The sequence below is a fragment of the Candidatus Nitrosacidococcus sp. I8 genome (assembly GCF_945836005.1).
GTDB lineage: Bacteria > Pseudomonadota > Gammaproteobacteria > Nitrosococcales > Nitrosococcaceae > Nitrosacidococcus.
Genome location: NZ_OX241534.1, coordinates 133,864 through 158,465 on the forward strand (window position 1 = coordinate 133,864; position 24,602 = coordinate 158,465).

A 24,602-nucleotide genomic window follows, 5' to 3' on the forward strand; every position below is an offset into this window, starting at 1 on the left:
AACATAGGTTGTCTTTGACTATAATAGTTTGATCTATTCTACCCCATTATCTAGGAATTAAATGCTAGGTAGTAGCCACCATGTGTTTTTTAAAATTATCTATATTTAGGTAATCACTAAATCATATATTTTTATGGAACAATCATCCGCTGTAATTTCTAGATCTAATATAGAAAATTTAGATGAAGAGTTGAGCCAATATTTAATTGATCAAGGAAAGTTACGTCCTACTGAATCTCAACATGCAAAACGACTTGCAGTAGATGAAGGGATACGGTTTTCAACTATGCTTGCTCGATTAGGTTTAGTTTCTGAACGAGATGTCGCTGAAGCTTTTTCTGCTCTACTTTCTTTACCTTTATGGACAGCAGCCGATGATTCCTATGAAGAACCAGAGAAACAAATATCCCTTAAATTTCTCAAAGAATCTAGAGCAATTCCTATACTAGAGGAAAATAAGTCTATCACATTGGCTATGGCTGATCCTGGAGATATTTATGTACAAAATGCCATCGCATTAGCTTATGGTAAATCCGTAAAATTACAAATTGCATTACCTTCTGAACTAGACGCATTTTTTGAACGTCAAGCAGGGAGTAGTAAATCTGCCATGGGTCAAATTGTTGAGCACCTAGGTGCAGATGATGATTCTGAAACAGATGTACAGCATTTAAAAGACATGGCAAGTGAAGCACCCGTTGTTCGTTTAGTTAATTTGCTTATTCAACGGGCTATAGAATCTAGAGCTTCTGATATTCATATTGAGCCCTTTGAGAATAATCTACGGGTACGTTATCGAGTAGATGGGGTATTACAGGACGTAGAAGCACCTCCAGCTCGTTCTAGAGCAGCAGTGATTTCCCGCTTTAAAATTATGGCAAAATTGAATATCGCAGAAAGACGCTTGCCGCAAGATGGTCGTATTCAAATTAGAATCCAAGGGCGAGAATTAGATTTACGTGTCTCTACCGTACCTACCTTATACGGGGAAAGTGTAGTACTTCGTTTATTAGATAAAGGTAATATAGTTTTAGATTTTACTGCACTAGGCTTTGAGGGGGATACACTTACTCGGTTTTTACAAGTATTAGAACTTCCTCATGGAATCATTGTTGTAACCGGTCCTACGGGAAGTGGTAAGAGTACTACGCTTTATACCGCATTGAATAAACTAAATACACCAGATCGTAAAATTATAACTGTAGAAGATCCCGTAGAGTATCAACTAGAGGGAATCAATCAAATACAAGTTAAAGCTCAAATTGGATTAACCTTTTCAGGTGCCCTACGATCTATCGTACGCCAAGATCCAGATGTCATTATGATTGGAGAAATGCGAGATCGGGAGACCGCAAGTATTGCAGTACAATCCTCATTAACAGGACACTTAGTGCTTTCCACCCTTCATACTAATGATGCGGCTGGAGGGATCACTCGACTCCTAGATATGGGGATTGAAGATTACTTACTTACTTCTACCGTAAGTGGTATTTTAGCCCAACGGTTAGTACGTACTTTATGTAAGCATTGTGCTGAACCTTATGAGGCTTTACCTGAACTTATAGAAGAAATGAAACTCTATCGTTTTAGTAATGAAAATCAGATTGTACTTTATCGCCCGGTAGGCTGTGAGCACTGTGGAGGGATTGGTTATCATGGGCGAGCAGCAATTATGGAATTTCTAGTGATGAGCGATCCTATTCGTCGATTAGTACTTCAACATGCAGATTCTGGAAGTATTCAAGACCAAGCCCAAAAAGAAGGGATGCGAATCATGTATGAAGATGGGCTAAGCAAAGCACTTTCTGGGTTTACAACTTTAGAGGAAGTAATTCGGGTAAGCCAGGATAACTAAGCACATGCCCATTTTTCACTATAAAGCAACAACTCTATCTGGAGAAATTATAGAAGGGGATCATCGTGCTGATGGGGAAGAAGGTGTTATTGAATGGCTTCATGGTCAAAGCTATATTCCCATTAGAATTGAGGAATCAGGATCAGGGAGAGTACGTCGAACAAAACAAACGAATGGAATTAGCTTATTTAATAGTAAAAAAAAGGTTAATCAAAATGAAATTGGCATAATTACAAGGGAATTGGCTACTTTATTACGGGCTGGATTACCTTTAGATCGGGCGTTTAGCATTTTAATAGAAATTACCGATGAGGGACCGGTAAAGGAGTTATTAGCTCATGTACAGAATAAAGTACGAGGTGGTGCTTCTCTTGCAGAAGCTATGGAAGCTCAAGAGGGAGATTTCTCTTCCCTGTATATCAGTATGGTAAGAGCGGGGGAAGCAGGTGGAGCAGTAGATATTATTTTAGGGCGATTGGCCGATTTCATGGAGCGTGCAAAAGCCTTAAAGAACTTAATTACCTCTGCATTAATTTATCCCATAATTCTAGTAGGTGTTGCGGGGCTTTCTGTGATTATCTTACTGGCTTTTGTTGTACCTCAATTTCAGCAATTATTTGATAGTGCGGGTAAAGCACTGCCACTAGCAACTCAAATTGTCATTGCTGCAGGTGAATTACTACAAAATTATTGGTGGGCATTACTGTTAGGTTTTGTAGGAATAGTTTTATTAGCACGTTATCAATTACAAATCCCAGAATGTCGTTATCAGTGGGATGGATGGCTATTACGATTGCCTTTAGTGGGAGATTTAGTTGCTAAATTAGAAATGGCTCGACTATCTAGAACTCTAAGTACTTTGTTATTAAATGGCGTTCCATTACTTTCTGCATTAGAAATTGTTAAAGATACTTTAGGAAATTTAGTATTAGCCGAAGCACTTGGAGAAGTAGCGAATTCTTTACGCCAAGGGAATAGGATGGCCGATCCCTTATTAGAAACTGGTTTATTTCCAAGAATGGCAGTACAAATGATTAAAGTTGGAGAAGAAACAGGGCAGCTAGAAGACATGCTGGGACAAGTGGCAGAAACTTATGATGGAGAAGTAGAAACTACTGTAAAGCGATTGCTTGCTCTACTAGAACCTATTTTAATTCTTACTTTAGGCGTAGTAATTGCAGGCATTATTATGTCTATTTTAGTTGCTATTTTAAGTGTAAATGATCTAGCGTTTTAATTTAGAGGAATAATGATGAAACTGAAAAAATTCAGTAGATTATCCCATGTAAATAAGGGATTTACTTTAATTGAATTATTAGTCGTATTGGTAATTTTAGGACTACTCGCAGGGTTGGTAGGTCCTCAAGTTATGAAATACTTAGGTGGAGCAAAATCGGATTCAACTCGGCTTCAAATTGAAAATATCGCCTCTGTTCTTGATCTCTATCGTTTAGATGTGGGGCATTATCCGAGTACATCTGAAGGGCTTCAAGCACTGATAGAAGCACCTGCTGGTGCTAAGAATTGGGATGGCCCCTATTTAAAGAAAAAACAAGTACCTAAAGACTCATGGGGTAATGATTATCACTATCGTTCTCCTGGAGAGCACGGTCCCTTTGATGTTTACTCTTTAGGTGCTGATGGGGTTGAAGGCGGGGAAGGGGAAAATCAAGATGTTGCCAGCTGGGAGTAGTATCTCTGTATATTTTTAGTCTAGCTCGTTATTAGTAACTATTTGTCAACTAAAAAAAAGAGTTTAAATCTATTTGATTACTAAAAACCAAATAGGATTTACTTTAGTTGAACTATTGGTTGTATTAACCCTTGCTGGGATCATGATATCTTTAGTCCCTCCTATGTTAGAGGGTAAAATAGCGGGTACTGAAATAAGAGGGGCAGCACGAAGGCTAGCGGCTGGGTTAAAATATACCCGTAGCTACGCAATCACTTATCATAAGGAAGCTGCCCTTACTTTGGATCTAGAAAGTCGTAGCTTTACGATTACAGATAGGGAGCGTAAATATTCTCTTCCTAAAAATATAGAAATTGATTTAGTTACCGCACGCTCTCAAGTAGATTCAGATAGATCGGGTAAAATTAAGTTTTTCCCAGATGGGACTTCTACTGGAGGACGAGTTACCCTTGAACGGGGAACAAGTAAATATCAAGTAGATATTAATTGGCTTACAGGTCAAATTAAAATTCTTGATTAAAGAAGAAAAAGGATTCTCTTTATTGGAAGTACTCGTTGCATTTGCAATTTTAAGTATTTCCTTAGGTGTCCTGCTGCAAATATTTTCAACGGGAATGAACGCAAGTCAGCTCTCGGAAGAATATACCTATGCTACTTCACTTGCCGAATCTAAATTAGCTACTATCGGTATAGAAACTCCTTATTTAGAAGGGGTTAATGGGGGGGAATTTGATGAGAAGTATCATTGGCGTACAACTATTACGCTTTATGAGCAGATCGATCCAACCCAGGGGTTAAACGGAGGATTTAATAACCAAGCTAGCTCAATCCCTGTATTATATAAAGTAAAAGTTGAAGTATTTTGGGAATCTACTTATAAAAAACGAACAGTTACTTTAAATACATTTAGATTAGGGTTAATGTAAGTAAAATTCATTATTTAAGATTAAAAGAATGAAAGACTGGGTATATTTAGGAATTGCTATTCTTAGTGAAGTCGTTGCTACCACGGCTCTTAAGGAGAGCAATGGTTTTTCTAAACCCTTCTTTACAAGTATAGTGATTATTGGTTATTTAAATGCTTTTTACTGTTTCTCCCTTACACTTCGTACGATACCGCTAGGTATTGCTTATGCTATATGGGCAGGAGCTGGTGTTGTTTTAGTAGCCATATCTGCTTGGGTGATTTATGGGCAGAAATTAGATTTAGCTGCTACTGTTGGCATGGGATTTATTACACTAGGTATTTTGGTGATGAATATTTTTTCAAAACCTATAGCACATTAAATTGTATTTAAGCTAGAATTTGCTATTGAATATATTTCATCCTTTACTAGATTAAAATCACCTATTATTTTGATAGATCAATTTTTTGATTAAAAAATGAAAAAATTTATTTTCACCTTTATTACCGTTAGTATTGCAGGCCTCTTAGCAGGTTGTCCTCAAATAGATAGTTATAAACATATGGCCTTTGGCATGGACGATGAGCTTCCTCCTAGAACCGAGGAAGCCGCAAGGGCACAGTTTAAAGATTCTAATTTAATTTATAATAAAACTACAGAAGCCGATGTGCGAAAGTTATTAGGTACCCCAGATAAAATAGAGGAAGAGGGAAAATATACAGTATACCAGTATACTAAAGATGTTCCCGTAGAGGGGCACTGGAGTAATGACCAAGGTACTACTTATGTAGTTACGTATGAATTTGATAAAGAGGGAAAATTGGTAGATAAAGAATATGCTATTCGACCCATGGGGGTATATGATCCTCCTCATCCATAATCGCTCGCTTTGTTAAATTTTTAATTTTTATCTACTTGGATAGCTTGTATTATATCTTGTAGGGTAAAAGGCCAATTTAGCGCGGCTTGTGTTTTAGTACTAAAGAGTACTGGTATTTTTGTTCCATAACAATCCATTAGCTGAGCACTATCTCCAATTTCTATCTCTTTCACAATTAGATAAGGTATTTGAGCAATAAGTGCCCGTGCCTTATCGCATAAATGGCAACCAGCAGTATGGTATAGGATAAATTCTGTAGGGATTTCCATAGTTTATGGTCTAGCTTAAAAAATAGATACTAACATAATAATGATCAGCTTCCATGACTTGGTTTGATTTTCCTAATTTCCCCAATAAAGCAAAAGAGCAACAAGAGCGACTTTCTGCTCAAGTGATTAGGGAGGATTGTTTTAAAGAGATAAAAATCGTTGCAGGAGTGGATGTAGGGTTTGAAGAACAAGGTAAAATTACCCGAGCAGCTGCGGTAACCCTATCTCTTAGTAATTTAAAGGTAATAGAAGAGGTAGTTATACGACAACCGACCCAATTGCCTTACATACCGGGGTTTTTGTCTTTCCGTGAATGCCCTGCCATATTAACTGCCTTAACAAAGTTAAATAAAGCACCAGATTTAATTCTCTGTGACGGTCATGGAATCGCTCACCCGAGGAGATTTGGTAATGCTTGTCATGTAGGTGTGGAAACAAATATCCCTAGTATTGGTGTAGGTAAATCCCGCTTAATTGGAAAATATGATCCAATTCCAGATACAGTAGGTAGTTGGGTGTCTTTAATAGATAAAAACGAAACTATTGGTGTAGTATTGCGTACTAAAGCAGGAGTACGACCTATTTTCATCTCTATAGGACATAAAATTAGTTTGCAAACTGCGATTAAATATTCTCTCGCTTGTGTTATCCGGTATCGATTACCTGAACCTACTCGTTTGGCTGATAAACTAGCAAGCAACAGAAAATAGTAAGTAATTATTACTTTTTTAGCCGCTTATGAATAAAAAATATAAAAACTCTCATAGAGAAAATAGCCACCAAGAAAATTTTGCCTACGGATTACATTCGGTGTGTAGCGTACTTACAGAAGAGAGTACAGAAATTATCTCGCTCTGGATTAATCAGAATCGAGAAGATCAGCAGATTGAAAAAATTAAGATCCTTGCATATACTCGAGGGGTTACTCCTTTTTTTGTTACTCAGAAAAATCTTGATGATCTTAGTTTAGGTGCGAATCATCAAGGAGTTGCCGTTCAATTTTTAACCCAGCTACCTACTACTGAAGATCAATTGTTTACCCTATTGAAAGGTTTAACTGATTCTCCTTTCTTACTTATTTTAGATAGTATTCAGGATCCCCATAATCTAGGTGCTTGTCTACGTACTGCAGAGGCAGCAGGTGTCCATGGCGTCATTGTTCCTAAAGATCAAGCAGTATCGATAACATCTACAGTACGTAAAGTAGCAAGTGGTGCAGCAGAGCGAGTCCCTTTTATTACCGTTACTAACTTAACTAGAACTATAAATAAGCTAAAAGATCAGGGAGTGTGGGTGGTTGGTGCAGTAGTTAGCGAAGGAACATCGCTCTACCAAATGGAATTAAAAGGTTCTATTGCTGTGGTATTAGGCGCTGAAGGTAAAGGATTAAGAAGGTTAGTGCAAACACATTGTGATTACTTAGCATCTATCCCTATGTGTGGTGCAATTGGTAGCCTGAATGTTTCCGTAGCTACTGGTGTTTTTCTTTTCGAGATTCAACGCCAACGAGGATATTTAAATTGATTAGGCTTAAATCTAGGGATTTTTTGTGATTTGTCGGTAGCTATCGTATAATTCCCATCTCTATATAGAATATAGATAATTATCATTTATCTCCTTGCTGCCTTACTTAAAGAAGGTAGCTTTTATAAACCGTAAGGGGTCATGTATGAGACATTATGAAATTGTATTTTTAACCCATCCAGATCAGAGTGCTCAAGTGCCTACTATGCTTGATCGATATCGTCAAATAATTGAAAAAGATGGTGGATCTATACATCGATTAGAAGATTGGGGTCGACGCCAGCTCGCCTATCCAATTCAAAAAGTTTACAAAGCACACTACGTATTAATGAATATCGAATGCACTTCAGAGGCACTTGAAGAATTAAATAATGCTTTTCGATTTAATGATGCCATACTAAGGAATATAGCGATCCGTAGAGACGAGGCAATTACAGAATCTTCATTTTTAGTTAAGGGCGAAGAGGCTGGGCACCACCATGATTCTCACTCAAATTATTCTAGGCATAATCGCTTTGAATCAGAAGATGAGGATGAGGATAGTAATACCTAGTAATTAGACACTAATGAGCACCTGGTCGGTGTTAAAATTTTAATTGTTAACTATTATATTGCAATAGGTTATAGAAGATAGATTATGGCACACTATTTTAGACGTAAAAGGTTTTGTCGTTTCACAGCCGAAGGAGTTAAGGAAATTGATTATAAAGATCTAGCAACTCTTAGAGACTACATTACTGAAACAGGTAGAATTATACCTAGTAGAATTGTAGGGACTAAAACAAAATACCAACGACAACTATCTAAAGCGATAAAGCGTGCACGCTATTTAGCGCTGCTCCCTTACTGTGATCACCATTAATTAGTTTGATCTTTAAATATTCATCAATATGTAGGAAAAGATAATGGAAATCATATTACTGGAGCAAGTATTAAATTTAGGGACCCTTGGGAATACAGTATCTGTAAAACCAGGCTATGCAAGGAATTATTTAATTCCTAATGGTAAAGCAGTTCCTGCTACAAAGGCAAATGAGGCTTATTTTGAATCTCGTAGATCAGAATTAGAAAAAGCTGAGACTGAACTTGCTATGGCAGCAGAAAAACGCAAACAAGCAATAGAATCCTTAGGATCGGTTACAATTTCTGCTAATGCAGGTGCTGAAGGTAAGCTATTTGGCTCAATTGGTGCTACAGATATCGCTACTACCTTGAATAAAGCAGGGGTTGAGGTACATAAGAAAGAGATTAGGCTACATAATGGACCATTACGGCAAGTAGGTGATTATAATCTAGAAATTTATTTACATTTAGATATATCAGCATCGATTAAAGTAGTTATTATTGCCGAAGCTTAGAAAATCAGCATAGGTATATTTAATTTTATTTTAAAAATATCCTATATCCTCTATAGGGTATTTATATGGGAGAAATAAGTAGGTTTATTTATCAAGAACAAGAAGATAAGAATCTTAATTCTCTAAAAATTCCTCCTCATTCTGTAGAAGCAGAACAATCCGTATTAGGTGGATTATTATTAGATAATCAGGCTTGGGATCATATTGGTGATATCCTCGAGCCTGACGATTTTTATAAATCTGAGCATATTATTTTATTTGATGGGATTAATAGGTTAATCGAAGCCTCCCAGCCTTGTGATGCAATTACTCTTTCGGAATACCTGCGTGATCAGCAAGCTTTAGAAAAAGTAGGAGGGCTTCCTTATATTGTAGCCTTAGTACAAAATACCCCTACCGCTGCTAATATTAAAGCCTATGCAGATGTAGTACGGGAGCGCTCTGTTCTACGCCAAATTATTCATATTGGTACAGAGGTAGCACAGAGTGGTTATTTTCCTGAAGGTCGAGGAAGTAAGGAATTGCTTGATGAGGCAGAGAAAAAAATCTTTGCCATAGCAGAGCAAGGTAATCGAGTTAGGCAAAATTTTTTTGATATAAAAACATTATTAACAAAAGCAGTTGACCGGATTGCCTATTTACATGAACAAGACAATCCCATTATTGGTATTCCTTCAGGTTTTGTTGATTTTGATGCACTTACCTCTGGATTTGGGAAAGGAGATTTAGTTATTATTGCGGGTAGACCTTCTATGGGGAAAACTAGTTTTGCAATGAATATTGCAGAATATGCCGCAGTAAAACGGCACTTATCTACTGCCATATTTAGCATGGAAATGCCTGCAGATCAGCTAGTGATGCGCATGATGTCTTCTATAGGGCGTATCGATCAGGGACGGGTTAGAACAGGACGCTTAAGGGATGAAGATTGGCCTAAACTCACAATAGCTATTAAATCTTTAAATGAGGCTCCCATTTTTATTGATGATACTCCAGCACTTTCTCCTTCAGAATTACGGGCCCGCATTCGTAGACTAGTTAGAGAGCAGGAAAATTTAGGGCTTATTCTGATTGATTATTTACAACTCATGCAAGTACCGGGTAGTAAAGAAAATAGAGCTACAGAGATTTCAGAAATCTCTCGAAATTTAAAAACCATTGCTAAAGAATTTAATGTACCTGTTCTAGCTTTATCTCAGCTCAATCGCAGCTTAGAAGGAAGACCTAGTAAAAAACCTGTTATGTCCGATCTTCGGGAATCTGGAGCTATTGAGCAAGATGCAGATTTAATTATTTTTATTTATCGAGATGAAGTCTATAACGAAGATAGTCCAGAGAAAGGCACGGCTGAAATTATTATAGGTAAACAGCGTAATGGTCCTATTGGCACAGTGCGCTTAACTTTTAGGGGAGAATACACTCGATTTGAAAATTACACTCAAAATCCTTATGAGTAAAAATTACATATAGTTAGTAAATAAGTGAATTAAATTTCCTCTTGGATTACCCTCAAGCACTTATTAACACAGCTGCTCTACAGTATAATTTAGATATAGTACGCAAAAAAGCACCTCGTAGTAAGGTCATAGGAATTATTAAAGCAGATGGTTATGGTCATGGTGTCGTAGAAGTAGCAAAATTACTAATTAGAGGTGTAGATTCTTTTGGGGTTGCTAGATTAGAAGAAGGGATTAGGCTACGGCAAAATAGAATACATTGCCCTATTATCTTACTTAGTGGAGTTTCAAACAAAGCAGATTTAGAACACGCTTCTACTCATCATTTGAGTCTTGTAATCCATCATATCTCTCAGTTAAATCTATTGCAGCAAGTAATACTCCCTAATCCAATTTCCGTATGGGTTAAAGTGGATACTGGTATGCACCGCTTGGGATTTCCTCCTAGGCAGATCTATGAAGCTATTACGATTATTCGTAATTGTTCATCAGTTTCATCTATTATTGGTCTGATGAGTCATTTTGCTAATGCGGATAGATCTAGTGATTCGTTTACCCAAGCCCAATTAGAAATTTTTAATCATTTAGAAATTAACCTTCCTTGTAGTTTTGCAAATTCAGCAGCAATTATAGCTTATCCTCAATCTCAATTAGATTGGGTACGTCCAGGATTAATGCTTTATGGTATCTCTCCTTTTAAGGATCGTACAGGATCAGAACTAGGGCTTAAACCTATCATGACCTTAAAGAGCCAATTAATCGCTATTCAACATCTATATACTGGAGACAAAGTAGGCTACGGTTCTACTTGGATTTGTCCAGAATCTATGCCTGTAGGCGTAGTTGCACTAGGTTATGGAGATGGTTATCCGCGCCATATAGAAAATGAAACCCCTATACTAGTGAATGGAGCCCCTGTTCCTATTATTGGGCGAGTCTCCATGGATATGATTACCGTAGATTTACGTACTCAACTCAATGCTCAGGTAGGAGATCCCGTAATCGCTTGGGGAGAAGACTTACCTGTAGAGAGAGTTGCTCACTGCGCAAGTACAATTCCGTATGAACTTGTATGCCAAGTTACTCCAAGAGTACCTAGAATTTTAGTTTAATACCATGGCTAAAAAAAATATGGCTTATCAGTGCCATCAATGTGGTAGTGAAACTACTCGCTGGGTAGGGCAATGTCCCGGATGTGGCTCTTGGAATACCTTAGAGGAGCTATCAAAGCTCCCTCCAGTAACACGGCAAGAGCGTTATACCAATTATTCAGGTACTTTGAGTACTGTTCAACCGTTAGCAGAAGTACAGAGCAATACGGAGTTCAGACTACCTTCAGGTCTTTCTGAATTAGATCGGGTACTTGGAGGTGGGTTAGTAGCAGGTTCTGTAGTATTAATAGGAGGCAATCCTGGCATAGGTAAATCTACCTTACTTTTACAAGCACTTGCCGCTATAGGGATTACCCAGCAAGGTCGAGTACTTTATCTTACGGGAGAAGAATCTCTTGCTCAAATTTATCTAAGAGCGCAACGATTAAACCTAGCTAAAGCCCCAGTACGGCTTCTTGCTGATACCCTAATTGAACGATCTCTTGCGGTAGCTGAAAAAGAACAGCCTTTGGTAATGGTAGTAGACTCTATTCAAACTCTGTATTCGGAGCAATTTCAGTCTGCACCTGGTACCGTAACTCAAGTACGAGAGAGTGCCGGTCAACTACTTCGTTATGCAAAACAGAATGGAGTTGCCGTCATTTTAGTGGGTCATGTAACTAAAGATGGAGCTTTAGCAGGTCCTCGAATATTAGAGCATATGGTGGATACAGTGCTTTATTTTGAAGGAGATGATGGCGAACGACTTCGAGTCCTCCGTGCTGTCAAAAACCGCTTTGGAGCAGTCAATGAACTAGGAGTTTTTTCTATGACCGAGCAAGGATTGCGAGAAGTAAATAATCCTTCTGCTATTTTTCTCGCTCGAGGTAAAGAGTCAGTACCAGGTAGCGCAGTTACTGTGATTCGAGAGGGAAGCCGCCCCTTGTTAGTAGAAGTACAAGCTTTGGTGGATGATAGCCACCTAGCTAGTCCAAGGCGAGTTACGGTGGGTTTAGAACCTAATCGTTTAGCCATGCTCCTTGCTATTATTCACCGTCATGGTGCCATGATGCCTAGCGCTCAAGATGTTTTTATTAACGTGGTGGGTGGTGTGCGAGTGAATGAAACTGGAGCAGATTTAGCTATCCTCGCTGCTATTGTTTCTAGCTTGAGAGATAATCCTTTGCCACAAGATTTAATTTTATTTGGGGAGGTAGGACTTACAGGGGAAATCCGCCCTGTGCCTGGGGGGGAAGAGCGTTTAGCCGCTGCTATTAAACACGGGTTTAAACAAGCAATCTTACCTAAAGCTAACCTCCCTAAACATATCCCTAAAGAAGCCCGTATTACTCCGGTAAGCCGTATTAGTGAAGTATTAGAAACGTTGAAGAGTTAATTTAGTACAATCTTCATTTTTTATATCTTTTCAAAAAATTTTTATCTACCTATCAACTATAATAAAACCAATATGTTTTTTAATAGAAATTGTACATAGCATGCTCTGGGTAAAAGCGTTTCATATTATTTTCGTAGTAGCTTGGTTTGCTGGATTATTTTATTTGCCTCGCTTATTTGTTTACCATGCTCAATGTGAAGATGAGTTGGGGCAAGAGCGGTTTAAAGTGATGGAGCGTAAACTATACCGAGGAATCATGACTCCTAGCGGGGTGTTAGCTATTGTATTTGGGTTATGGCTTATTTATCTTACCCCAACGTGGCTAACTGCAGGATGGCTCCACGCTAAACTTGCTTTAGTGTTAGTTTTAATAAACTATCACTGGTATTGTGGAAAATTATTAGTTACTTTTCGTGAGAATCGAAATCGATATAGCCATATTTTTTATCGCTGGTTTAATGAATTTCCCGTACTTATTTTAATTGGGGTAGTGGTTTTAGTGGCTGTGAAGCCATTTTAAAAAATAATATGGAAGTTCAATTAATAGAAATTGCTCAATTTTTAGGCTGTGAAATCCTAGGGGATAAAACTGCAGTTATTTCTGGGGTAGCCTCATTAGATAAAGCACAAAGTGGGGATTTAAGCTTTTATACTCATCACCGGTATGCTAATCAGATAAAACAATCAAAAGCGACTGCCTTTATTATCAGCTCTAAAAATAAAGATCAGTTTATTAACTGCACTGTAATTTTTTCTCCTAACCCGTACCGAGATTTTGCAAGGGTTATCAATAAATGGTTCAACACCTTTATTTTTCCTGATCCTAATATTCACCCAACTGCAATTATTGGTAATAATGTAGAGGTTGCAGAAAACTGCAGTATTGGGGCTTATTGCGTTATTGAAGATAATGTTAAGATTGGTACAAATACTATATTGTTCCCATTTTGCTATGTAGGTAAAAATACAACTCTTGGGGATCTCTGTATTCTTCATCCTCGGGTCACTTTACTTGAACGAGTCATTGTTGGAAACCGAGTCATTTTTCATCCTGGGTCAGTGATTGGTGGTGATGGATTTGGATTTGCGCCTGACCCACCGCAAGGTTATTTTAAGGTACCTCAAATAGGTTGGGTTGAAATTGCTGATGATGTAGAGATTCAATGTAATACTACCATTGATCGAGGAATGTTAGGAGCAACAAGGATTGGTCTAGGAAGCAAAATTGATAATCTTGTTCAAATTGCTCATAACGTAGAAATTGGTGAGCATAGTGTTATTGTAAGCCAAGTGGGTATTTCTGGTAGTAGTAAAGTTGGAAATTGGGTAACTTTAGCAGGGCAAGTAGGTTTAGTGGGTCATATTAAAATAGGGGATGGTGCCATAGTCACTGCTCAATCAGGTGTTGCTAAGAGTATTCCGCCCAATATGGTGGTAACAGGTAGTCCTGCTCAACCTATTGCAAAAAACCGCCGAGCTTTAGCGGAAATGAATCGTATCTCGGTATTAAAGAAAAAAATTGCTGAACTAGAAACTCGGCTCAATAAGCTTGAAAAAGCTAATAAATAGCTATAAATCACTATTTTTATTTATCTTTACTTCTGCTTCTAATTCTCGCAAGCGAGCATCAATTTTAGAGTGTTCATGAAAATCATTTCCTATAGATTTACTCGCTAATTTTAACTGGCTGATTGCCATACCAATCTGACCATAGTCGTAATAATATTCAGCCATCCAGCGATGGGATTCGGCTTGATTACCTATATTTTCTTCGGCTCTAGCCAGTAATAAATAAGTCCAACCATTCTTTTGACCTAATTCCATCTGTGCCCTAAGCAAATCCCTAGCAATATGAGGTTGATTATTTCTAAGCAGTGCTTGAGTATAATTAATCACTATCGTGTAATCACTTGGATATAAATCTAGTGCTTTCTTATAAATATCAAATGCTGTTTTAAGCTGACCTATTGACTCCTCTATTTCCGCAAAGGCGAGTTGATAGGTAAGATTATCTTTATCCCGTTCTAGTAAAGCTAAAATTTGTCTTTTCGCCTCATTTCTATTTCCAGCATTATCCAACGCTAAAGCATATCCATATTGAGTAGCTTCTTTATTTAAATAGTGCCCTGTTTTTAATGATTGATTAAAATATTTAACCGTTTCGCTATCATCTTCACTAGAGAGTACTTGAAGCCTTGCACGCATTAAATAAAATTTAAGATCATTTTCATTTTTCACTAAAAGCTGGCGAGTATTATTTGTAACTAACTTTTCAGCTCTGCCGACAGCATCAGCAATTCGGTTTCTTGTCACTGGGTGACTACTTAGAATTTCTGGAGGTTCAAGCCCATAATATCTACTTGCTTGTTGTAATCGTTCAAAAAAAGAAGGCATCGCAAAGGGATCATAGCCGGATTTACTGAGGGTTTGCATTCCTATTCGATCCGCCTCTTTCTCATTAGCTCGAGTGGTATTAATCTGAGATTGGGTAGATCCTGCTTGGGCAGCAATTAATCCAGCCATAGCGGCATCAGGATTTCCACTGGCAGCTCCTGCTATAATAGCCGCTAATATAGCAGCAGTCATAGGTAGACTTAAGCGACTGCTGTGTTCAAAGGATCGAGCTAAATGATGTTGAGTAATATGGGCAATTTCGTGTGCCATCACTGCAGCCAATTCTCCTTCAGTTTGAGTATTTAAAATCAGCTCGGAATGAATTCCAATATAGCCACCAGGGGCTGCAAAAGCATTAATAGTAGGATTTTTAATAATGAAAAAGGTGAAATTCTGCCCGCCGTTATCACTTTGAGCTACTAATTTATAGCCTAGAGATTGGATATAAGTAGTAAGTTCTGGATCGTCAACAATAGGTACCGCACCGCGTAATTGTTGCATAAACTGCTGACCAATACGGCGCTCTTGTTCTGGAGAAAGGGTAACGGCAGAGTGATCGCCCATTTCAGGCAATTTAATTTCATCAGCATTTACTCTTAACCCAATAAGAAAGGTGATACTTCCTATAAGGGTTAATAAATTTTTTCTTTGCTTAATTATGATAGAGAGGCTTAAATACACAATTTTTTTGAGAGTAAAATACTTATTCTCTATTATTCAGTTTAAATCAGCTTTTGTTTTATGTAGGTTATTTCTATAAATATTTATTTAAAAAATAATGGTTTTTCTCTAATCATTAGATATAAGTACTTTTTATTTAAAATCAATGTCTATTATTAATTATGATATAGCAATCGATGCTACTGGTTTGGCATGCCCCTTACCTTTGCTGCGTATTCGTAAAACATTAGCTACCTTAGAGGAAGGGCAAGTTTTATACGCAATAGCTACTGATCCAGACTCTTTAAAAGATATCCAAGCCTTTTCCCGCATTACAAAAAATGATCTTTTGAAATTCTTTGAAAAAGAGAGTAAATACCATTTTTTTATTCGCAAAGGCACAAGGACTATGCAAATTTGATATCATAATTTGCCTTAACAATTCGAAGGTATTGCATCCTCCAATAAAAATCCTTACTCTTTAATCCAATAAAATTTATAAATACTGTATAAGTGAGATTAAAATGAATTTAGAGCAAGCTCGTTTAAATATGGTACAACAGCAAGTACGTACTTGGGATGTATTTGAGCAAAGTATATTAGACCGGCTTCTTGAAGTTCCTAGAGAAAATTTCGTGCCTCCCGTATTCAAGAATTTAGCTTATGCCGATACCCAGATCCCTATTGGGCATGGGCAAATTATGCTTTCTCCTAATTTTGAAGGTCGTTTACTACAAAGTTTAAACTTACAAAAAACTGATTCTGTTTTGGAAGTGGGTACTGGCACAGGCTATCTTACAGTGGTACTATCAGGTCTTGTTAATTCAGTAACTAGTGTTGATATTTACCCAAATTTACAACGACTAGGTGAAAATTACCCCAGTAATATATCGTTACAAACTAAAGATATAGCAGGTGGTTGGATTCAAGAGGGTGGTTTTAATGCCATTATTATTTCCGGTGCCCTAGCTACTTTACCTAAATCTTTTTTGCAAGCATTACATATTAATGGGCGTTTATTTGCCATATTAGGTCAAGGTGCTGCAATGAAAGCAACTCTGATTACTCGTATTGAAGTTGAAAAGTGGTCCTATGAAGAGTTATTTGAAACTTCACTACCATTTTTGATTAACAGTACTATTAAGTCAAATTTTGATTTTTAGTTTTTTTAAAAACTAGACAGGTATTATATTCTACTATAACATACATTCATGTATGTATAATTTAAATTCTAATTTTACCCTCCCATCTAGGGTTATGCCAGTTATCATTTATCAATTTTTTTTAGGGCTACTATTTAGTTTTTTCTTGTTGTTGCCTGCACAAGGGACAGATCTTTTGGAGGCATATCAACTTGCTCGGCAAACTAATCCAGATTTACAAAATCAAGTTGCTGCCCTGCAAGCAGCATTGGAAGCAAAACCTCAAGCAAAAGCACTTTTCTTCCCAACTATTGGGTTAAGCTCTAACTATAATTGGACAAATCAAGACATTAGCTTAGTAAGTAAGAACATTGTACCTGGGTTTCGGGGTAATTTTGATAGTTTTGGCTACACATTAAATCTAAGCCAACCTATTTATCATCGAGATAGCTTTATTCAGCTAAAACAAGCCGATGCCACCATCGCTCAAGCTGAAGCGAATCTAGTGAACCAAGAACAAATACTTTTAGTGCAAGTGGCACAGTTTTATTTTGGTATCCTTGGGGCTCAGTCAGATTTAGAGTTTGCTACAATGAACAAAAAGTCTATTGGCGAGCAATTGGAACAGGCCAAAGAGCGGTTTAAAGTAGGACTAGCTACTATTGTAGATGCGAATGCAGCTGAAGCGGCCTATGACTTGGCTGTATTTCAGGAAATTGATGCACAAAAAACGTTGGCTGTAGCCAAAGAGCAATTGCGACAGGTAGTGGGTCAATATATTCCGGAACTTAATGGGTTGCAGAAAGAAACACCATTGATTTATCCAGACCCTATAGATATTGATAAATGGTCTGCCACTGCTTTGCAACAAAATCCACTCATTGATGCATCGGAAGCAGCGGTAGCCAATGCACGCCAAGGAATAGAGCTACAAAAATCAGGCCATTATCCTACTTTAGATATTGTAGGATCTGACGGATCAATTATCACAGGGGGTGGTCGTTTCGGTGGATTTAGCACACGCCAAGATGTAATCGGATTGCAATTTAATTTACCTATCTTCCAAGGAGGGATGGTGATGTCTAAAACTCGCCAATCACAGCACCAACTGGAGCAGGCGATGCAACAGCTGGAAAGCACTCGAAGACAAGTCTATTTACAAACGCGCCAAGCTTATTTAGATGTTACCTCCCAGATCAGCCAAGTAAAAGCACTTAAACAAGCAATTATTTCTAACCAAAGCTCATTGGAATCTACAGAAGAAGGTTATAAAGTAGGTACGCAAACTGCAGTAGATCTACTTGTTATTCGCAGTAATTTATATAGTGCTCTTCGAGATTATGCTAAAGCTCGCTACGATTATTTAGTCAATACCCTTGTCCTGAAACAAGGAGCTGGTATTGTAACTCTTGAGGACTTAACTATGATGAATAGCTGGTTGCATTAAACTTCAATCCTATTGAGACAAGATTCAACCAAGGTTAATAATTTTTCAGAAGCACCTTGATTTTGAATCACGAATTCTTTTCCTTTTTGACCTGCCCTAATTAATTTATCTGGATTATTGAAATAGAAAAGTACTGTTTGGGTAAGGCTTTGCGGGCTGCTAATTTGTATTGCTGCATCTACCTTTAATAGCCGTTTACTAATATTTGCGAAATTAAATGTATAGGGTCCTAAAATAATCCCTTTCCCTAATGCAGCCGCTTCTAGAGGATTATGACCGCCTATAGGCACCAAGCTACCGCCTAAAAATACAATATCTGCCGCTGCAAAAAATAGAGGTAGCTCTCCCATGCTATCTCCAAGAAAGATGTTAGTTTCTAGAGTACAATCTAATGATTGACTACGGCGTTGTATAGTAAATCCTTCATGTTTGCATAATTGATATACCTTATGAAAACGCTCTGGATGGCGAGGTACTAGAACTAATAAAGCTTTCGGAAAAAATTCTTGCACCTGTTTAAAACCTTCTAAAACCTGTTTTTCTTCTCCTTGGTGAGTGCTAGCAGCAATCCAAATAGGGCGTTGTATTCCTCCCCATCTCTGCCTTAGTTGGTACCCTTTACTTTCCAGATCGGAAGGAAAATCAATCTCAAATTTTAAATTACCCATTACACTTACCTTATTAGGGTCAGCACCTAATGTAATAAAGCGTCTTGAATCAGTAGTACTTTGAGCGGCAATATAAGTAAGTACTGAAAGCATTTTTTGAGCTAACAAACTTAAATAAGCATATCTACGAGCAGAGCGTTTAGAGAGACGAGCGTTTGCTAAGATTACTGGAATATTTCGATACTTGCATTGACTCAATAAATTAGGCCAAAGCTCTGTTTCAAAAATAATTGCTAATTTAGGCTGAGATCGCTTTAAAAATCGGGAAACACAATCAGGTAAATCATATGGAAGATAGTAATGAATGACACGATTACAAGAGTCAAAATATTTTTTTACCTGATCCGATCCGGTAGGAGTCATCGTAGTGATTAACAGTACATGATCTGGATAGCGATCAAGTAACCTTCTAATTAAAGGTAAGCTTGCATGAACTTCCCCTACAGATACACTATGAATTAAGATAACTGGTTTTTTAGGGAGAAGAGGAATAAAACCAAATCTTTCTGACCATCGGCGAAGATAGGCAGGTGCTCGATAACTTCGCCATAGTAAGCGAAGCAGGATAAAAGGTGTAGCTAAGTAAAATAGTAGGTTATACAGAACTTGCAAAATAAGTTAATTATTCTGATGATCTAACCATTGCATATACTGGAACACCCCTTCTTGTACTGAAGCAAAAGGAGCGGTATAACCTGATTTTTTAAGGTTACTTATGTCTGCCTGAGTAAAACTTTGATAATGTCCCCGAAGATGGTTAGGAAAAGGAATATATTCAATCTCTCCTTGCTGATAATAGTCAATAACTGCTTGAGCTAATTCATTAAAAGTTTGTGCTTTTCCTGTACCTACATTGAAAATTCCTGAAAGATGAGGGTTTTCTAAAAACCACAGATTAACTGCAGCCACATCATCAATATAAACAAAATCCCGCTGCTGCATCCCATGATCATAACCAGCATACCCTTCAAAAAGTTTAATACGCCCTGAATCCTTTAACTGCCTATAAGCATGATAGGCAACACTCGCCATAGATTCTTTGTGAGACTCTCGAGGACCATACACGTTAAAATAACGAAATCCTACAATTTGAGCAGGTGGAGTTGGAAAGTAGTGCTGTCTTACATACTGATCGAATAAGAATTTAGAATAACCATATACATTACAAGGATATTCGTATTCTCGAGCTTCATAAAATAAAGTACCACTACCATAAATAGCAGCACTTGATGCGTACAGAAAAGGAATTTTGTATTCCATGCAGTGATGTAATAGTATTTTTGAGTACTGGAAGTTATTTTCCATCATATACTGCCCATTCCACTCGGTAGTATCACTACAAGCCCCTTGATGGATAATAGCTTCTATAGAAGAAAAATGATTTTTTTTAGCTAAAATAGCTTCTAAAAATTGATGCTTATCCCAATAATCAGCGATCTCACAATCAACCAAGTTAGTAAATTTTTCTCCTCGAGTCAGGTTATCTACTACTAAAATATCTCTATAACCTTGCTGGTTGAGTGCATAAACGATGTTACTACCAATAAATCCTGCCCCACCTGTTACAATAATCATAAAATTAATCTTTTAATTCTTTTTGGAAATCGTATTAATCATTTGGGTAGTAGAATAACCTTCTAAATAATCTAGAATAACAACCTTTCCTCCATAGGCAAGGACGATATCAGCACCAGCTACTTGATCTGGGGTATAATCTCCTCCTTTAACTAGAATATCTGGGCAAAGCTGGGCAATCAGAGCAGCAGGTGTATCTTCCGAAAAAGGAACAACCCAATCTACATCTCGAAGAGCTGAAATCATAGTCATTCGTGACATAAGAGTATTCACGGGCCTTGATTCGCCTTTAAGCCGCTTAACTGAATTATTATCATTTACCGCAACAACCAGCCGATCTCCTAATTTTTTTGCTTGTGCTAAGTAATGTACATGACCAGGGTGTAGAATATCAAAACAGCCATTAGTCATGACAATTCTCTCCCCCCTATTTTTTGCGTCTTGGACCAATCGATATAACTCATCTTGAGTAAAGACACCACAATCAGTATTTACTGATGCTTGAAGAGCCCCTTGAAGTTCATGGGATGTAACACTTGCTGTTCCTAATTTACCTACTACAAGACCTGCAGCTATATTAGCAAGGCGAGTAGCTTCTTGATAATTACATCCAGCAGCTAAACTAGCGGCTAAGATTGAAATTACTGTATCTCCAGCACCAGTCACATCAAATACTTCCCTTGCTTGAGTAGGTAAATGAAAAGGAGCAGTATTTTTTTGTATCAAAGTCATTCCTTGCTCCCCCCGAGTGATAAGTAATGCTTCTAATCCTAATTCTTCTCTTAGCCGCTCGCCTCTTTCAACTAATACTTCATTAGTAGCACATGACCCAACAATAGCTTCAAATTCAGGCAAATTAGGAGTAATTATATTTGCACCATAGTAGATAGAAAAATTTTTACCCTTAGGATCAACCGAAATAGGTATCTTGAAATTATGCGCTAAGGAAATCAATTTATTAGGATGAGTGATGGTTTTTTTACCATAATCAGAAAATATAATGATATTAGGAGGAGTACTTTGTAAAATCGTTCGGTACTGAGCGAGAATCAATCCTTCATGACAGTGATCAAAATTTTCCTCAAAATCTAAACGTATTAACTGCTGGTGATGGCTAACAATGCGTAGCTTAGTAATTGTGGGTCTATCAGATAGAGATTCTAAATAGCAACAAACCCCTTGTTGCATAAGTAAACTTTTTAATGAACTAGATTCTTGGTCAGTTCCTATAAGCCCTAACAAGGTAGTGGATGCCCCTAAGGTAGCGGTATTAATTGCTACATTTCCTGCTCCTCCAGCCCGATCTTCTTGATTTTTAATATGGACAATAGGGACAGGGGCCTCAGGGGAAATACGATCAGTGGTGCCGTGCCAGTAGCGGTCTAGGATGACATCACCAATCACTAATATTCGAGCAGAGGTGAAATTAGGTAAGCTGTAAGACATATAATGAAATGTTTAATTTTATCTAAAATACCCTAACGAAGGAATATAGATTTCGAGGTTATTAGGTATTTAATTTTTGATATTATATTGTTAATATAAACACGAATTATTATCATTTTAATAAAAATTAACTTACTGAGATATTACTATAGTGAAGGAATTTAATCAGATATTCTTAATTTTATTTCTATTATTACCATCATTGGCTAGCAGTAGTGACTATTCAGATAGTGCTGGTGTAACACGAGAATATTATATTGCAGCAGAAGACACTAATTGGGATTTTGCCCCTAGTGGTCAGAACCTTGTTCACTGTATGGATCAGCCTGCTCCTTGTGCTATACCAAAGCCATATAATCATGTTTTCCCCGCCGTACGCTATATTGAGTACACAGATGGATCTTTTACTAAACCTAAATCTCAACCCCAATGGTTGGGTATTTTAGGACCTATTATTCGTGCTGAAGTGGGGGATAGCATTAAGGTTCATTTTTGTAATCATACAACATTGGGTAGTGCCTATAGTATGCATCCACATGGGCTACGATATACTAAAGATAATGAAGGAGCACTCTACTATGGAGTAAACTCGTCTACATCTCCGGGATCTGGCGCTGAGGTTCATTCAGGGCAATGCTTTGATTACACTTGGTCTGCAGATCAAACAAGTGGACCTTCAAAAGGCGATCCTTCCTCTAAAGTATGGTGGTATCATTCCCACGTGGAATCAAGTAGCGATATAAACTCAGGCCTCTTAGGACCTATTATTGTTACACGCCAAGGTATGGCTAACCCTGATGGCAGTCCTAAAGACGTAGACCGTGAATTTATTACTGCTTTTTTTATCTTTAATAAACTATCAGGTGATGAAGCAGGATTAATGCACAGTATTAATGGCTATATTTTTGGTAATTTAAAAGGTCTGATTGCAAAAAATGGGGAACAAGTACGTTGGCATGTGCTTGGTATGGGTAATGAGAACGATCTTCATACACCACATTGGCATGGTAAGACTGTGTTAATAGGATCTCCTCCAGCGCAACGTGGAGATGTTCTGGAACTATTACCTGCTTCTATGATTACGGCTGATATGAAAGCTGATAATATCGGAGAATGGCAATACCATTGCCACGTTGCAGATCACATGGATGCCGGCATGGTTACCACTTATCAAATATCACCTTAACTTAAACAACACTGCGGATTCAACTGTTAAATCCGCAGTGTTATGGAGTATTGATTTCTTAGCTATTTGCTGTTGATAGATCAGGAGTAACTAAAGATTTCTTTCGTTTGAAAGAGGTTGAAGAATAAACTTTATGCTTTTTTCTTGCTTTTTGATACGGCTTGTTCTTTTCTCTCAGTTGGTCTTTTTGTGATCTACCATTAATATTAGCTTCTGTAGTTTTTCTCTTTTTAGATGGAGTATCTTGAACTTCTGTTATTGATTTATCTATTAAAGGACGGTTTCCCTGTATAGACAGAGTAAGTGCTGCAGCAATATCAAGTGCTGAAAACCCTTCCTGCTGGATCCACTGTTGTACTAAGTTTCGGAAATCAGATACTTCTTCTTTTTTTAATGTTTCTGTGATTTTTTCCTTAAATTGTTTAACCCGCTGCTCTTGAATCTGCTGGGCACTAGGTAGATTAATCCTATGAATTGGGTGTTTAGTTACTTTTTGAATATTATTTAATACTCTCTGTTCACGAGAAGTAACAAAAAGAGTAGCTATTCCAGTTCTACCTGCACGACCAGTGCGTCCAATGCGATGGATATATGTTTCTGTATCATAGGGAGTATCATAATTGATTACATGACCTATCCGCTCTACATCAAGCCCACGAGCAGCCACATCAGTGGCAACTACAATATTTAATGTGCTATCTTTAAGCTGAGCTACCACTTTCTCCCTTAAAGCTTGAGACATATCCCCATGGAGTGCTGCTGCACTATAGCCATGTTGCTGTAAATATTTTGCTACTTCTTCTGTAGCTGCTTTAGTACGTACAAAAATAATGGCTGCACTATTTCCCTCCATTTCTAAAATTCTAGATAAAGCATCTAATTTAGGTAATTTAGAGGCCAGCCAATAACGTTGAGTTATTTCTGGAAGTGTTTTAACTTCTTGGTTAATTTTAATATCTTGAGGATTATTTAGATATTTATTTGCTATATTACGAATAGAGCGAGGCATCGTTGCTGAGAAGAGTGCAGTTTGGCATTTATGAGGAATCTGCTGTAAAATCCACTCTATATCCTCAATAAACCCCATCTTCAGCATTTCATCAGCTTCATCAAGTACAACTGTAGTAAGCTGATCTAACCGCAAACTTTTACGTCGTAAATGATCCATTACCCTTCCTGGGGTACCAACTACAACCTGTATGCCATGCTTAAGTTGTTGTAATTGCTTCCCCATAGGCTGTCCACCATAAATAGGAAAAGTACTAAACCCTGTTAAGTATTTTGCATAACTACGAAAAGCCTCTGTAACTTGAATGGCTAACTCACGGGTAGGCGTTAAAATTAATGCTTGCGTATCTTGTTGCTGTAAATTTATTTGATTTAAAATAGGAATGGCAAATGCTGCAGTTTTTCCAGTACCTGTCTGTGCTTGACCTACTAAATCGTAGCCTTTTAAGAAAGAGGGAATTGCTTGGACTTGAATTAAAGTTGGATTTTGATACTTTAATTCTTTCAGTGCTTGAAGAATGAGTCCGTTAATGGAAAAAAACTCGAAAGAAGTAGTAGAATCTACTTGAGATGACATATTGTTACAAATATCCTAAATAGGACAACTACCCTAAAAACAAGGTAGTATTATTTTGGTTAGAAAAAAAA

General features: G+C 37.5%; 27 protein-coding genes. 21 read left to right on the top strand and 6 right to left on the bottom strand.

Annotated elements, in window-relative coordinates; translation table 11 throughout:
• Nucleotides 1–133: 133 nt before the first annotated feature.
• From gspE to OOL07_RS00735, 7 genes are all read left to right on the top strand, one after another.
• On the top strand, nt 134–1,855 hold the full coding sequence (gene gspE / locus OOL07_RS00705; RefSeq protein WP_264694193.1) for a type II secretion system ATPase GspE: 1,722 nt from the start codon (nt 134–136) through the stop codon (nt 1,853–1,855).
• 4 nt (nt 1,856–1,859) lie between these two features.
• On the top strand, nt 1,860–3,092 hold the full coding sequence (locus OOL07_RS00710) for a type II secretion system F family protein (RefSeq protein WP_264694195.1): 1,233 nt from the start codon (nt 1,860–1,862) through the stop codon (nt 3,090–3,092).
• Nucleotides 3,093–3,107: 15 nt separating this feature from the next.
• A complete protein-coding gene (gspG, locus tag OOL07_RS00715; RefSeq protein WP_264696293.1) occupies nt 3,108–3,548 on the top strand; it encodes a type II secretion system major pseudopilin GspG in 441 nt (146 codons plus the stop codon).
• 73 nt (nt 3,549–3,621) lie between these two features.
• The gene (locus OOL07_RS00720; protein WP_264694197.1) at nt 3,622–4,068 is read left to right on the top strand and encodes a GspH/FimT family pseudopilin; all 447 of its coding nucleotides are present in this window, start codon (nt 3,622–3,624) and stop codon (nt 4,066–4,068) included.
• Nucleotides 4,061–4,474, top strand: coding sequence for a type IV pilus modification PilV family protein (locus tag OOL07_RS00725; protein ID WP_264694199.1), 414 nt, complete (start codon nt 4,061–4,063; stop codon nt 4,472–4,474). Before OOL07_RS00720 ends, OOL07_RS00725 begins: the two co-directional genes overlap by 8 nt.
• Before the next feature lie 28 nt (nt 4,475–4,502).
• Complete coding sequence (locus OOL07_RS00730) at nt 4,503–4,835, top strand: DMT family transporter (RefSeq protein ID WP_264694202.1); 333 nt, start codon at nt 4,503–4,505, stop codon at nt 4,833–4,835.
• A 96-nt stretch (nt 4,836–4,931) separates the two neighbouring features.
• Nucleotides 4,932–5,333: a hypothetical protein gene (locus tag OOL07_RS00735; RefSeq protein ID WP_264694204.1), complete on the top strand. Its 402-nt coding sequence runs from the start codon at nt 4,932–4,934 to the stop codon at nt 5,331–5,333.
• 20 nt (nt 5,334–5,353) lie between these two features.
• On the opposite strand, the gene OOL07_RS00740 is transcribed toward OOL07_RS00735, so the two are convergent.
• Nucleotides 5,354–5,602 (bottom strand): glutaredoxin family protein, encoded by a 249-nt coding sequence (locus OOL07_RS00740; RefSeq protein ID WP_264694206.1) that lies wholly within the window; start codon nt 5,600–5,602, stop codon nt 5,354–5,356.
• Between the two features lie 53 nt (nt 5,603–5,655).
• Here OOL07_RS00740 and nfi point away from each other — a divergent pair, with 53 nt between their 5' ends.
• The 10 genes from nfi to lpxD all read left to right on the top strand — a co-directional run bounded on the left by nfi (nt 5,656) and on the right by lpxD (nt 13,997).
• Complete coding sequence (nfi, locus tag OOL07_RS00745) at nt 5,656–6,312, top strand: deoxyribonuclease V (RefSeq protein ID WP_264694208.1); 657 nt, start codon at nt 5,656–5,658, stop codon at nt 6,310–6,312.
• A gap of 28 nt (nt 6,313–6,340) precedes the next feature.
• A complete protein-coding gene (rlmB, locus tag OOL07_RS00750; RefSeq protein ID WP_264694210.1) occupies nt 6,341–7,126 on the top strand; it encodes a 23S rRNA (guanosine(2251)-2'-O)-methyltransferase RlmB in 786 nt (261 codons plus the stop codon).
• Nucleotides 7,127–7,271: 145 nt separating this feature from the next.
• The gene (gene rpsF, locus OOL07_RS00755) at nt 7,272–7,679 is read left to right on the top strand and encodes a 30S ribosomal protein S6 (RefSeq protein WP_264694212.1); all 408 of its coding nucleotides are present in this window, start codon (nt 7,272–7,274) and stop codon (nt 7,677–7,679) included.
• 84 nt (nt 7,680–7,763) lie between these two features.
• On the top strand, nt 7,764–7,988 hold the full coding sequence (gene rpsR, locus OOL07_RS00760; RefSeq protein WP_264694214.1) for a 30S ribosomal protein S18: 225 nt from the start codon (nt 7,764–7,766) through the stop codon (nt 7,986–7,988).
• A gap of 43 nt (nt 7,989–8,031) precedes the next feature.
• Nucleotides 8,032–8,484, top strand: a complete 453-nt coding sequence (gene rplI, locus OOL07_RS00765; protein WP_264694217.1) for a 50S ribosomal protein L9 — start codon at nt 8,032–8,034, stop codon at nt 8,482–8,484.
• 65 nt (nt 8,485–8,549) lie between these two features.
• Nucleotides 8,550–9,941, top strand: coding sequence for a replicative DNA helicase (gene dnaB / locus OOL07_RS00770; protein WP_264694219.1), 1,392 nt, complete (start codon nt 8,550–8,552; stop codon nt 9,939–9,941).
• 41 nt (nt 9,942–9,982) lie between these two features.
• Nucleotides 9,983–11,053, top strand: a complete 1,071-nt coding sequence (gene alr / locus OOL07_RS00775; protein WP_264694222.1) for an alanine racemase — start codon at nt 9,983–9,985, stop codon at nt 11,051–11,053.
• Between the two features lie 4 nt (nt 11,054–11,057).
• The gene (gene radA, locus OOL07_RS00780) at nt 11,058–12,428 is read left to right on the top strand and encodes a DNA repair protein RadA (protein WP_264694224.1); all 1,371 of its coding nucleotides are present in this window, start codon (nt 11,058–11,060) and stop codon (nt 12,426–12,428) included.
• 100 nt (nt 12,429–12,528) lie between these two features.
• Nucleotides 12,529–12,948, top strand: a complete 420-nt coding sequence (gene hemJ / locus OOL07_RS00785) for a protoporphyrinogen oxidase HemJ (protein WP_264694226.1) — start codon at nt 12,529–12,531, stop codon at nt 12,946–12,948.
• Nucleotides 12,949–12,956: 8 nt separating this feature from the next.
• Complete coding sequence (gene lpxD / locus OOL07_RS00790; RefSeq protein WP_264694228.1) at nt 12,957–13,997, top strand: UDP-3-O-(3-hydroxymyristoyl)glucosamine N-acyltransferase; 1,041 nt, start codon at nt 12,957–12,959, stop codon at nt 13,995–13,997.
• Here the strand turns inward: lpxD and OOL07_RS00795 are convergent, their stop codons facing one another.
• Nucleotides 13,998–15,503: a beta-barrel assembly-enhancing protease gene (locus OOL07_RS00795; RefSeq protein WP_264694230.1), complete on the bottom strand. Its 1,506-nt coding sequence runs from the start codon at nt 15,501–15,503 to the stop codon at nt 13,998–14,000.
• Between the two features lie 145 nt (nt 15,504–15,648).
• On the opposite strand from OOL07_RS00795, the gene OOL07_RS00800 reads away from it, so the two are divergent.
• From OOL07_RS00800 to OOL07_RS00810, 3 genes are all read left to right on the top strand, one after another.
• Nucleotides 15,649–15,903 (top strand): sulfurtransferase TusA family protein, encoded by a 255-nt coding sequence (locus tag OOL07_RS00800; RefSeq protein WP_413774095.1) that lies wholly within the window; start codon nt 15,649–15,651, stop codon nt 15,901–15,903.
• A gap of 103 nt (nt 15,904–16,006) precedes the next feature.
• Nucleotides 16,007–16,645 carry a protein-L-isoaspartate O-methyltransferase family protein gene (locus OOL07_RS00805; RefSeq protein ID WP_264694232.1) on the top strand — a complete coding sequence of 213 codons (639 nt, stop codon included), beginning with the start codon at nt 16,007–16,009 and terminating at the stop codon, nt 16,643–16,645.
• Nucleotides 16,646–16,739: 94 nt separating this feature from the next.
• Nucleotides 16,740–18,071, top strand: coding sequence for a TolC family outer membrane protein (locus tag OOL07_RS00810; RefSeq protein WP_264694234.1), 1,332 nt, complete (start codon nt 16,740–16,742; stop codon nt 18,069–18,071).
• On the opposite strand, the gene waaA is transcribed toward OOL07_RS00810, so the two are convergent.
• The 3 genes from waaA to hldE are packed head-to-tail and all read right to left on the bottom strand — an operon-like array spanning nt 18,068 to nt 21,760.
• Nucleotides 18,068–19,351: a lipid IV(A) 3-deoxy-D-manno-octulosonic acid transferase gene (gene waaA / locus OOL07_RS00815; protein ID WP_264694236.1), complete on the bottom strand. Its 1,284-nt coding sequence runs from the start codon at nt 19,349–19,351 to the stop codon at nt 18,068–18,070. The genes OOL07_RS00810 and waaA overlap by 4 nt on opposite strands.
• A gap of 6 nt (nt 19,352–19,357) precedes the next feature.
• Nucleotides 19,358–20,314 carry an ADP-glyceromanno-heptose 6-epimerase gene (rfaD, locus tag OOL07_RS00820; RefSeq protein WP_264694238.1) on the bottom strand — a complete coding sequence of 319 codons (957 nt, stop codon included), beginning with the start codon at nt 20,312–20,314 and terminating at the stop codon, nt 19,358–19,360.
• A 12-nt stretch (nt 20,315–20,326) separates the two neighbouring features.
• Nucleotides 20,327–21,760, bottom strand: a complete 1,434-nt coding sequence (gene hldE / locus OOL07_RS00825; RefSeq protein WP_264694240.1) for a bifunctional D-glycero-beta-D-manno-heptose-7-phosphate kinase/D-glycero-beta-D-manno-heptose 1-phosphate adenylyltransferase HldE — start codon at nt 21,758–21,760, stop codon at nt 20,327–20,329.
• A gap of 202 nt (nt 21,761–21,962) precedes the next feature.
• Between hldE and OOL07_RS00830 the strand changes: the two genes are divergently transcribed.
• Nucleotides 21,963–22,946, top strand: a complete 984-nt coding sequence (locus OOL07_RS00830; protein WP_264694242.1) for a multicopper oxidase domain-containing protein — start codon at nt 21,963–21,965, stop codon at nt 22,944–22,946.
• A gap of 58 nt (nt 22,947–23,004) precedes the next feature.
• Here OOL07_RS00830 and OOL07_RS00835 read toward each other — a convergent pair whose 3' ends face one another.
• Nucleotides 23,005–24,531, bottom strand: a complete 1,527-nt coding sequence (locus tag OOL07_RS00835; protein WP_264694245.1) for a DEAD/DEAH box helicase — start codon at nt 24,529–24,531, stop codon at nt 23,005–23,007.
• Nucleotides 24,532–24,602 lie beyond the last annotated feature (71 nt).

Coding starts and splice junctions, on each gene's coding strand:
- gspE (WP_264694193.1), top strand. CDS start 134: ATGGAACAATCATCCGCTGTAATTTCTAGATCTAATATAGAAAATTTA.
- OOL07_RS00710 (WP_264694195.1), top strand. CDS start 1,860: ATGCCCATTTTTCACTATAAAGCAACAACTCTATCTGGAGAAATTATA.
- gspG (WP_264696293.1), top strand. CDS start 3,108: ATGAAACTGAAAAAATTCAGTAGATTATCCCATGTAAATAAGGGATTT.
- OOL07_RS00730 (WP_264694202.1), top strand. CDS start 4,503: ATGAAAGACTGGGTATATTTAGGAATTGCTATTCTTAGTGAAGTCGTT.
- OOL07_RS00735 (WP_264694204.1), top strand. CDS start 4,932: ATGAAAAAATTTATTTTCACCTTTATTACCGTTAGTATTGCAGGCCTC.
- OOL07_RS00740 (WP_264694206.1), bottom strand. CDS start 5,602: ATGGAAATCCCTACAGAATTTATCCTATACCATACTGCTGGTTGCCAT.
- nfi (WP_264694208.1), top strand. CDS start 5,656: ATGACTTGGTTTGATTTTCCTAATTTCCCCAATAAAGCAAAAGAGCAA.
- rlmB (WP_264694210.1), top strand. CDS start 6,341: ATGAATAAAAAATATAAAAACTCTCATAGAGAAAATAGCCACCAAGAA.
- rpsF (WP_264694212.1), top strand. CDS start 7,272: ATGAGACATTATGAAATTGTATTTTTAACCCATCCAGATCAGAGTGCT.
- rpsR (WP_264694214.1), top strand. CDS start 7,764: ATGGCACACTATTTTAGACGTAAAAGGTTTTGTCGTTTCACAGCCGAA.
- rplI (WP_264694217.1), top strand. CDS start 8,032: ATGGAAATCATATTACTGGAGCAAGTATTAAATTTAGGGACCCTTGGG.
- dnaB (WP_264694219.1), top strand. CDS start 8,550: ATGGGAGAAATAAGTAGGTTTATTTATCAAGAACAAGAAGATAAGAAT.
- radA (WP_264694224.1), top strand. CDS start 11,058: ATGGCTAAAAAAAATATGGCTTATCAGTGCCATCAATGTGGTAGTGAA.
- hemJ (WP_264694226.1), top strand. CDS start 12,529: ATGCTCTGGGTAAAAGCGTTTCATATTATTTTCGTAGTAGCTTGGTTT.
- lpxD (WP_264694228.1), top strand. CDS start 12,957: ATGGAAGTTCAATTAATAGAAATTGCTCAATTTTTAGGCTGTGAAATC.
- OOL07_RS00800 (WP_413774095.1), top strand. CDS start 15,649: ATGTCTATTATTAATTATGATATAGCAATCGATGCTACTGGTTTGGCA.
- OOL07_RS00805 (WP_264694232.1), top strand. CDS start 16,007: ATGAATTTAGAGCAAGCTCGTTTAAATATGGTACAACAGCAAGTACGT.
- OOL07_RS00810 (WP_264694234.1), top strand. CDS start 16,740: ATGCCAGTTATCATTTATCAATTTTTTTTAGGGCTACTATTTAGTTTT.
- rfaD (WP_264694238.1), bottom strand. CDS start 20,314: ATGATTATTGTAACAGGTGGGGCAGGATTTATTGGTAGTAACATCGTT.
- hldE (WP_264694240.1), bottom strand. CDS start 21,760: ATGTCTTACAGCTTACCTAATTTCACCTCTGCTCGAATATTAGTGATT.
- OOL07_RS00835 (WP_264694245.1), bottom strand. CDS start 24,531: ATGTCATCTCAAGTAGATTCTACTACTTCTTTCGAGTTTTTTTCCATT.